Source organism: Cellulomonas sp. P5_C6 (assembly GCF_054049635.1).
The window spans coordinates 23,804-31,596 of sequence record NZ_JBFULZ010000022.1 but is presented as its reverse complement, the minus strand read 5'-3'; the positions used below and the strand labels follow the sequence as shown (position 1 = coordinate 31,596).

Annotated in this window: 8 protein-coding genes; 5 read left to right on the top strand and 3 right to left on the bottom strand. The window is 72.8% G+C overall.

The features are described 5' to 3' along the window. The first annotated feature begins 113 nt into the window (after positions 1–113). From ACXJKG_RS04350 to ACXJKG_RS04340, 3 genes are all read left to right on the top strand, one after another. Positions 114–983: an alpha/beta fold hydrolase gene (locus ACXJKG_RS04350; RefSeq protein ID WP_456844538.1), complete on the top strand. Its 870-nt coding sequence runs from the start codon at positions 114–116 to the stop codon at positions 981–983. Continuing rightward, entirely contained in the window at positions 976–1,563 is a 588-nt protein-coding gene (locus tag ACXJKG_RS04345; protein ID WP_456844537.1) for a TetR/AcrR family transcriptional regulator, read from the top strand. The genes ACXJKG_RS04350 and ACXJKG_RS04345 overlap by 8 nt, the downstream gene beginning before the upstream one ends. 170 nt (positions 1,564–1,733) lie before the next feature. Continuing rightward, positions 1,734–2,195 carry a hypothetical protein gene (locus ACXJKG_RS04340; RefSeq protein ID WP_456844536.1) on the top strand — a complete coding sequence of 154 codons (462 nt, stop codon included), beginning with the start codon at positions 1,734–1,736 and terminating at the stop codon, positions 2,193–2,195. Positions 2,196–2,204: 9 nt separating this feature from the next. Here the strand turns inward: ACXJKG_RS04340 and ACXJKG_RS04335 are convergent, their stop codons facing one another. The 3 genes from ACXJKG_RS04335 to ACXJKG_RS04325 form a co-directional block, all read right to left on the bottom strand. Continuing rightward, positions 2,205–3,227, bottom strand: coding sequence for an acetylxylan esterase (locus ACXJKG_RS04335; protein ID WP_456844535.1), 1,023 nt, complete (start codon positions 3,225–3,227; stop codon positions 2,205–2,207). A 99-nt stretch (positions 3,228–3,326) separates the two neighbouring features. Next, a complete protein-coding gene (locus ACXJKG_RS04330) occupies positions 3,327–4,712 on the bottom strand; it encodes a cystathionine beta-synthase (RefSeq protein WP_456844534.1) in 1,386 nt (461 codons plus the stop codon). Positions 4,713–4,813: 101 nt separating this feature from the next. After that, complete coding sequence (locus tag ACXJKG_RS04325) at positions 4,814–5,674, bottom strand: Bax inhibitor-1/YccA family protein (RefSeq protein ID WP_456844533.1); 861 nt, start codon at positions 5,672–5,674, stop codon at positions 4,814–4,816. A gap of 196 nt (positions 5,675–5,870) precedes the next feature. On the opposite strand from ACXJKG_RS04325, the gene ACXJKG_RS04320 reads away from it, so the two are divergent. Then, on the top strand, positions 5,871–6,854 hold the full coding sequence (locus ACXJKG_RS04320; RefSeq protein ID WP_456844532.1) for an ABC transporter ATP-binding protein: 984 nt from the start codon (positions 5,871–5,873) through the stop codon (positions 6,852–6,854). Continuing rightward, entirely contained in the window at positions 6,851–7,720 is an 870-nt protein-coding gene (locus ACXJKG_RS04315; protein WP_456844531.1) for an ABC transporter permease subunit, read from the top strand. Before ACXJKG_RS04320 ends, ACXJKG_RS04315 begins: the two co-directional genes overlap by 4 nt. Positions 7,721–7,793 lie beyond the last annotated feature (73 nt).

The window sequence follows — 7,793 nt, the reverse complement described above, 5'->3', positions numbered from 1 at the left end:
GACGCCCGGCCGCGCTCGGGCTCGTGCGCGCCCGCACGCGTCTCGCCCGTCGATCGGTGCGGGTCCGATCCCGGGGGTTGACGGGTTTGGCTAATGGCATTAGCTTTTGAGTCATGGCAACCATCGAGTACCTGAAGCGCCCCGAGGGGCGGATCGCCTACACGGTCGACGGGCCCGCCGACGGACCGCTCGTCGTCCTCATCCCCGGCATGGGAGACCTGCGCAGCACCTGGCGCGAGCTCACCGGCCCCCTCGCCGACGCCGGCCACCGCGTCGCGGTGATGGACCTGCGCGGCCACGGCGACTCGGACACCACGTTCAGCACCCACGGCGACGTCGTGACCGGCCAGGACGCCCTCGCGCTGGTCGAGCACCTGGGCGGCCCGGCGGTCCTGGTCGGCAACTCGATGGGCGCGGGCGCAGCTGGGTGGGCCGCCGCGGAGCGGCCCGACCTCGTCGCTGGCCTCGTCCTCACCGGCCCGTTCCTGCGCGAGCGGCCGATGCCGGCGGTCGTCGTCGCCACGATGCACGGCCTCATGCGCGGCCTGTTCGCCCGCCCCTGGGGCGCCTCCGTCTGGGCGTCGTACTACCGCGGCTACCTCAACCGCGGCACCAAGGCGCCGTGGCTCGACGAGCACGTCGCGGACCTGCGCGCCGCGATGAAGGACCCCGCCCACCTGCGCTCCTTCCGGCACCTCACCGTGCAGCTCACGCACGCGCCCGTCGAGGCGCGGGTCCCCGAGATCGTCGCGCCCGCCGTCGCGTTCGTCGGCGCGATCGACCCCGACTTCGCGGACCCGGCGGCGGAGGCCGAGTGGATCCGTGGCGCGATCGACGCCGACGTCACCGTCATCCCGGACGTCGGCCACTACCCGCAGAACCAGGCGCCCGAGGTCGTCGTCCCCCGCACCCTGACGTTCCTCGCGGGTCTGCCTCGCGACGCCGGCGGCCGGTTCCAGGTCCGCGAGAGCTCGCATGCCTAGAGCCGGCCTGGACCGCGACGCCGTCGTCGAGCTGGCCCTCGCGGTCGTCGACGACGGCGGTCCCACCGGGTTCGCCACCCTCACGCTGGCCGCGGTCGCGGGCCGGGCGGGCGTCGCGGTCCCGAGCCTCTACAAGCACGTCGCGGGGCTGCCCGCACTGCGCCGGGAGGTCGCGCTGCGGTGCATCGAGGAGTTCGGGGACGCGCTGCGGGAGGCGCACGCCGAGCACGACGGCGCCGACGTGATCCCGGCCATGGCGCGGTCGATCCGGGACCTCGCACGACGGCACCCCGGGCGCTACGGGGCCGTCCAGGGCGCTGCGTGGATCCATGACCCCGAGGCGCACGCCGTCCGCGCGGCGAGCGTCCGGGTCGTCGACGAGCTCGCCGCCGGGGTCGCCGCGCTGGGCGTACCCGAGGAGCGTCGCATCGACGCCGTCCGGGCGGTCCGTGCCGCCGTGCACGGCTTCATCGTCCTCGAGCTGGACGGCGGGTTCGGCATGCCGGACGACGTGGACGTCAGCTTCACGTTCCTGATCGACGGTCTGGTCGGAGGGCTGCAGCGCCTCGGCGTGAGCTGACCCGGCGGGGGCATACCGCGTGGCCCCGCGCTAGCCTTGATGCCCGAGAAGCTGCCCCCCATGACGACCCCGGACGCACGGCCGACCACTCGCACGGCACTCCCTGCCCGCGAGGCCTGGGCATGCGGCGCCCGGTCGGGCCGGCCCGACACTCGCTCCCGGAGCCCCCGGTGACCCGCCGCCCGCACGTCGCCACGCTGCTGGAGTTCGAGCTGCTCCCGGACGACGAGCGACCGCACCCAGGGCCGGGCGCGCACCACCACCACCGACTCGCAGCCGGTGCGATCTCCGTGGCGATGGTTGCCTCGGCGGTGGCGGGGGCCGAGTGGGTGACCGGTGCCGGGCCCGGGGTACCCGACGACGTCGTGCAGCAGCAGGTGGCGACGCGCAGCTGCGGCGACCCTCAGGCCCCGGGCAGGAGGTCGACCCCGTGCGAGGCGGACCGGGCGCGCCCCTCGTGGAGGTGCCGCATCGCGCCCGTCGCCCCGCTGTGGCGGGCACCGCCGACACCGTCCGGCGAGCCCCCTGCACCCGACGCCGCCGTCCGCGCGGCACGGCCGGGCTCGGTCGCCGACCCCGGAGCGTGCAACGACGCGAGCTCGTCGGCCTTGCGGGCGCCGCGCTCGCCCTGATCGGGAGGCTCAGACGCGCGGTTCCGACACGACCGCTGCCTGCCGCCCCGCGAGCAGCGCGCCCAGCCAGTGCAGCTGGCGGTCCACCTGGAACGCCTGGCCGCCCTCGTGCTGGTTGTAGGCGTAGACCTCGATCTCCGTCGCGGGCGACGCGGACGACAGCCCCGCGTAGTGGTTGTACGCCGCGAACACGGTCGAGGGCGGGCACGTCTGGTCACGCAGCGCGACCGAGAACAGCGCGGGCGCCGACGCACGACGCGCGAAGTGGACGCCGTCGAAGTACGACATGGTGCGCATGGCGACGGCCTCCTCGTCGCGGTGCACGGCGAGGTACTGCACGAGCTCGCCGTACGGGAACGCGTCGGTGATCGCGAGCGCCCGCGGGTAGTGGCACAGGAACGGGACGTCCGGCATGACCGCGACCAGCCCGTCCGCCAGCCCGCCGACCGCGAGCGCCAGCCCGCCGCCCTGGCTGATCCCGGTCACCGCCACGCGGGAGGCGTCGACGCCCGGCAGTGCCCGGACGGCGTCGACCGCGCGGACGCCGTCGGTGATCAGGCGCCGGTAGTAGTGGTCGTGGGGGTCGAGGATCCCGCGCGTCATCACGCCCGGCGACGCCGGACCGGACCCGGCCGGGTCGGGCGTGTGCCCGCCGTTCCCCCAGGTCGAGCCCTGCCCGCGGGTGTCCATCACCAGGTGCACGTACCCGGCGGCGGCCCAGGCGAGCCGCTCGTGCGCGAACCCCCGTCCGCCGCCGTACCCGAGCAATTCGACGACCGCCGGCAGGTCGCCGACGGCACCGGCCGGCCGGGTCACCCACGCCTTGATCGGGTGCCCGCCGAACCCCGCGAACGTCACGTCGAACGCGTCGATCGCGGTGAGCCCGGTGTCCACCGACTCCACCGTGAGGCCGAGCTCGAACCGCCGCGCGTCGGCCAGTGTCGACGACCAGAACTCGTCGAAGTCCCCCGGCTCGTCCAGCTCGGGCAGGTAGCGCTCGAGCTCGGGCAGGGGCAGGTCGAACAGGGCCATCGTGCTCCTTCGGACGACAGAGGACGGACAGAGGACGGACAGAGGAAGGACAGTAGACGGACAGAGGAGACGCAGGCGGACAGCGTTTCCCGGCAGAACCTACCGCGCCAGGAACCCCAGCAGGTCGTGACGCGTGAGGACCCCGACGGGCGACCCGTCGTCGACCACCATGAGCGCGTCGGCCTTCTGCAGAGCCGACCGCGCGGACTCGACGCTCTCGCCGGACCCGATGAGCGGCAGCGCGGACGACATGTGCCGGTCCACCCGGTCGGACAGCTCCGCCTCGCCCGAGAACACCGCGTCGAGCAGCTCGCGCTCGCTGACCGCGCCGGCCACCTCGCCGATCTTCACCGGCGGCTCGGCCCCCACGACCGGCATCTGCGAGACGCCGTACTCGTGCAGGATCTCGATGGCGTCGCGCACGGTCTCGTTCGGGTGCGTGTGCACCAGGTCGGGCAGCGCGCCGGTCTTGGTGCGCAGCACGTCGGCCACGGTCGCGCCCTCGTCGGCGGCCAGGAACCCGTACGACCGCATCCACGAGTCGTTGAAGATCTTGGACAGGTACCCGCGCCCGCTGTCGGGCAGGAGCACGACGATGACGGCCGCCGCGGCCGCCTCCGGGTCGTCCTCCTGCAGCCGCCGCGCGTACCGCAGCGTCGCCTCGACCGCCATGCCGCAGGAGCCGCCGACCAGCAGCCCCTCCTCGCGGGCCAGCCGCCGGGTCATCGAGAACGAGTCGGCGTCGGAGACGGCGATGATCTCGTCGGGCACGGTCGGGTCGTACGCGGTCGGCCAGAAGTCCTCGCCCACGCCCTCGACCAGGTAGGGCCGCCCGTCGCCGCCGGAGTACACCGAGCCCGCGGGGTCGGCGCCGATGACGACCACCCGCCCGTCGGAGACGTCGTGCAGGTAGCGCCCGGTCCCGGTGATCGTGCCGCCGGTGCCGACCCCCGCGACCAGGTGCGTGACGCGCCCGTCGGTGTCGGCCCAGATCTCGGGACCGGTCGACTCGTAGTGGCTGGCCGGCCCGTTCGGGTTGGCGTACTGGTTGGGCTTCCAGCCGCCGGGGGTCTCGCGCGCCAGGCGGTCCGACACCGAGTAGTACGAGTTGGGGTGGTCCGGCGCGACGGCGGTGGGGGTCACGACGACCTCGGCGCCGTAGGCCCGCAGCACGTCGCGCTTGTCCTGGCTGACCTTGTCGGGGCAGACGAACACGCAGCGGTAGCCCTTGCGCTGCGCCACGAGGGCCAGGCCGACGCCGGTGTTGCCGCTGGTCGGCTCGATGATCGTGCCGCCGGGCTGCAGCTCGCCGCTCGCCTCCGCGGCCTCGATCATCTTCAGGGCGATGCGGTCCTTCACGGAGCCGCCGGGGTTCATGTACTCGACCTTGGCGAGGATCGTCGCCGTCAGGCCTGCGGTCACGGACGTGAGCTGGACGAGCGGGGTGCCGCCGACGAGCTCCGAGATGTGCTTCGYGTACTTCACGGTGCTGCTGCTCCCAGGGGTGTTGGGGCGGGCGGACGCACGTCGGCCCGGATGCGCATCGATCATCGCATCCGGGCCGACGAGAGGCCGTGCTCAGCCCGTCAGTTGCGACCCTGCAGGATCGCGAACAGGCGCAGGAACTCGAGGTACAGCCAGACCAGCGTGACGATGAGGCCGAAGGCGGCCGACCACGCGAACTTGGCCGGGGCGCCCTTCTCGACGCCGCGCTTGATGGCGTCGAAGTCCACGATCAGGCTGGCGGCGGCGAGCCCGACGCCCACCAGGCCGGCGAGCACGCCCCAGATGCCGTTGCGGAACGGACCGAAGCCGTCGCTCGCCAGGAAGAACGACGCCACGAGGTTGGCGACCGAGAAGATCAGGTAACCGACCAGGCCGATCAGCAGCCAGCGCGTGAACCGCGGCGTGACCCGGATCTTGCCGGAGCGGAACAGCACGAGCGCGCCGGCGAACGTCGCCAGGGTCGCGATGACGGCCTGCGTGACGATCGGCGCCGCGGTGCCGGTCGACGTGCCCTCGACCGCGTAGTTCTGGAACAGGTAGCTGATGCCGCCGAGGAAGAGCCCCTGCGCCGCCGTGTACAGGATGATCAGCGGCGGGCTCGGCTCCTTGCGGAACGCGTTGACCAGGCCGAGGACCAGGCCCGCGATCATGCCGACCCAGAGGATCCACGGAGCGGTCGGCGTGACGTACCAGGACCCCGCGGCGACGACGACCAGCAGCGCGAGCAGGCCGCCGGTGCGGATGATGACGTCGTCGTACGTCAGCCGCCCGGTGTCGCGCGTGGTCGCGGACGGGGCGTTGTAGAGGGTGTCGAGCGTCGCGGCGTCGGCCGTCTGCGCACCGGCGGTGCCGTAGGAGACCGTCGACGTGGGCGCCTTCTGGCCCCGGCGCTGGACGGGATCCTGGAAGACCGGACTGTTGTTGAACACGGGATTGGCCATGGCGTCCTCCTGGACGGATCGGGCGCTGTCAGACAAGGCTGTCACCGTAGCGAACGTGGACAGGGACACGTTCGTTCCCGACATTCTGCACCTCGGCCTTTCGGCCGGTTCGGCGCTCCGCCTGTGGTCCGATGCCTGGGCCTGCGGCAGCGCCCTAGGGTCGACACGGCACCACACCCGACGACGAGGACACCCGATGATCGAGGCCCACGAACTCACGAAGAGATACGGCACCAAGCTGGCGGTGGACGGCATCTCGTTCACCGTCCAGCCAGGAAGGGTCACCGGCTTCCTGGGACCCAACGGCGCAGGCAAGTCGACGACGATGCGGATGATCGTCGGGCTCGACAAGCCCACGCACGGCACCGTGACCGTCAACGGCAAGCGGTACGCCGAGCACCACTCGCCGCTCACGCAGGTGGGCGCGCTGCTCGAGGCCAAGGCGGTCCACACGGGCCGCAGCGCCCGCAACCACCTCCGCGCCATCGCCGCCACGCACGGCATCGGCGACAAGCGCGTCAACGAGGTCATCTCGATGACCGGCCTCGACACCGTCGCCAAGCGGCGGGTCGGCGGCTTCTCGCTCGGCATGGGGCAGCGGCTCGGCATCGCGGCCGCCCTGGTCGGCGACCCGCAGACGCTGATCCTCGACGAGCCCGTGAACGGCCTCGATCCCGAGGGCGTCCTCTGGGTGCGCAACCTGGTCAAGTACCTGGCGGCCTCCGAGGGCCGGACCGTCTTCCTCTCGTCGCACCTGATGAGCGAGATGGCCGTGACCGCGGACCACCTGATCGTCATCGGCAAGGGCAGGATCATCGCCGACGGTCCCGTCGACTCGGTGATCGCCCAGGCCACGCGGGCGACCGTCCGCGTCCGGTCCCCGCAGGCCACCGACCTCGCGGCCCGCCTCGCCGGGCCGGCCGTGACGGTGACCCCGTCGCCCGACGGTCTCCTCGAGATCCACGGCGCGACGGCGGCCGAGGTCGGCGAGATCGCGGCCAAGCACGGCTTCGTGCTCCACGAGCTCACGCCCGTGTCGGGCTCGCTGGAGGAGGCATACATGTCGCTGACCTCGGACTCGGTCGAGTACCACTCCGCCGCGCTGCCCGGCGAGACGTCCGCGCCGCACGGCGCGCACGCCGCCCCCGCCGCCACCACCACCGGAGAGGACGCCCGATGAGCGCCGCCGTCGCCACCGAGCCGCACCGACACGCCACGGCCCCGCAGAGCTACAAGCTCGGCTTCGGCCACCTGCTGCGCGGCGAGTGGATCAAGTTCTGGTCGGTCCGCTCGACCACCTGGACCCTGTCGATCTTCCTGGTCGCGACGGTCGGCCTGGTCGTGCTGATCAGCCTGGCCTTCGTCAACGCGCCCAGCCCTGACCAGGGCGGCCCGACGGCCGCGCAGGCCAGCGACGCCCTCGGCCCGTTCAGCGTCGCCGTCACGCTCGCCCAGCTGGCGCTCGCCGTCCTCGGTGCGCTCACCATCACCAGCGAGTACTCCACCGGCATGATCCGCTCGAGCCTGACCGCGGTGCCCAAGCGGCTGCCGATGCTCTGGTCCAAGGCGATCGTGCTCGTGGTCGCGGTGTTCGCGGCCTCGCTGATCGCGGTCGCGGTCGCCGCGGCGCTGCAGTGGCTGTTCTTCGACAGCAAGGACCTGAGCATCGACGTGACGGACCCGGACCTGATCCGGCCGCTCGTCGGCACCGCCGTGTACCTGGCGACGATCGCGCTGTTCGCCTACGCCCTGGGCGCGCTCATGCGGCACTCGGCCGCCGCTCTGGCGACCGTCCTGGGGCTGCTGCTGGTGGCGCCGATCATCTTCGGTGCCATCCCGTGGAAGCCGCTGACGTACATGTTCCCGTTCCTCCCGGGGGTCGCGGGCCAGCAGCTGACGCAGACCGACGCGCAGCTGGAGGCGGCCGCTGCGGCGTCGCCCATCGGCGCCGACCTGACCGCGTGGCAGGGCTACGGCGTGCTGCTGCTGTGGGTGGCGATCGTCCTCGGGGTCGCCGCGGTGCTGCTCAAGAAGCGCGACGCCTGACGTCAGGCACACCGAAGGGGGCGGTCCGGATCCCGGGCCGCCCCCTTCGTCGTCTTTCGGACGCGTTCTGCGT

Bases quoted from the DNA above. Each gene is read 5' to 3' on its own strand.
- ACXJKG_RS04350 (WP_456844538.1), top strand. From the start codon at position 114: ATGGCAACCATCGAGTACCTGAAGCGCCCCGAGGGGCGGATCGCCTAC.
- ACXJKG_RS04345 (WP_456844537.1), top strand. From the start codon at position 976: ATGCCTAGAGCCGGCCTGGACCGCGACGCCGTCGTCGAGCTGGCCCTC.
- ACXJKG_RS04335 (WP_456844535.1), bottom strand. From the start codon at position 3,227: ATGGCCCTGTTCGACCTGCCCCTGCCCGAGCTCGAGCGCTACCTGCCC.
- ACXJKG_RS04325 (WP_456844533.1), bottom strand. From the start codon at position 5,674: ATGGCCAATCCCGTGTTCAACAACAGTCCGGTCTTCCAGGATCCCGTC.
- ACXJKG_RS04320 (WP_456844532.1), top strand. From the start codon at position 5,871: ATGATCGAGGCCCACGAACTCACGAAGAGATACGGCACCAAGCTGGCG.
- ACXJKG_RS04315 (WP_456844531.1), top strand. From the start codon at position 6,851: ATGAGCGCCGCCGTCGCCACCGAGCCGCACCGACACGCCACGGCCCCG.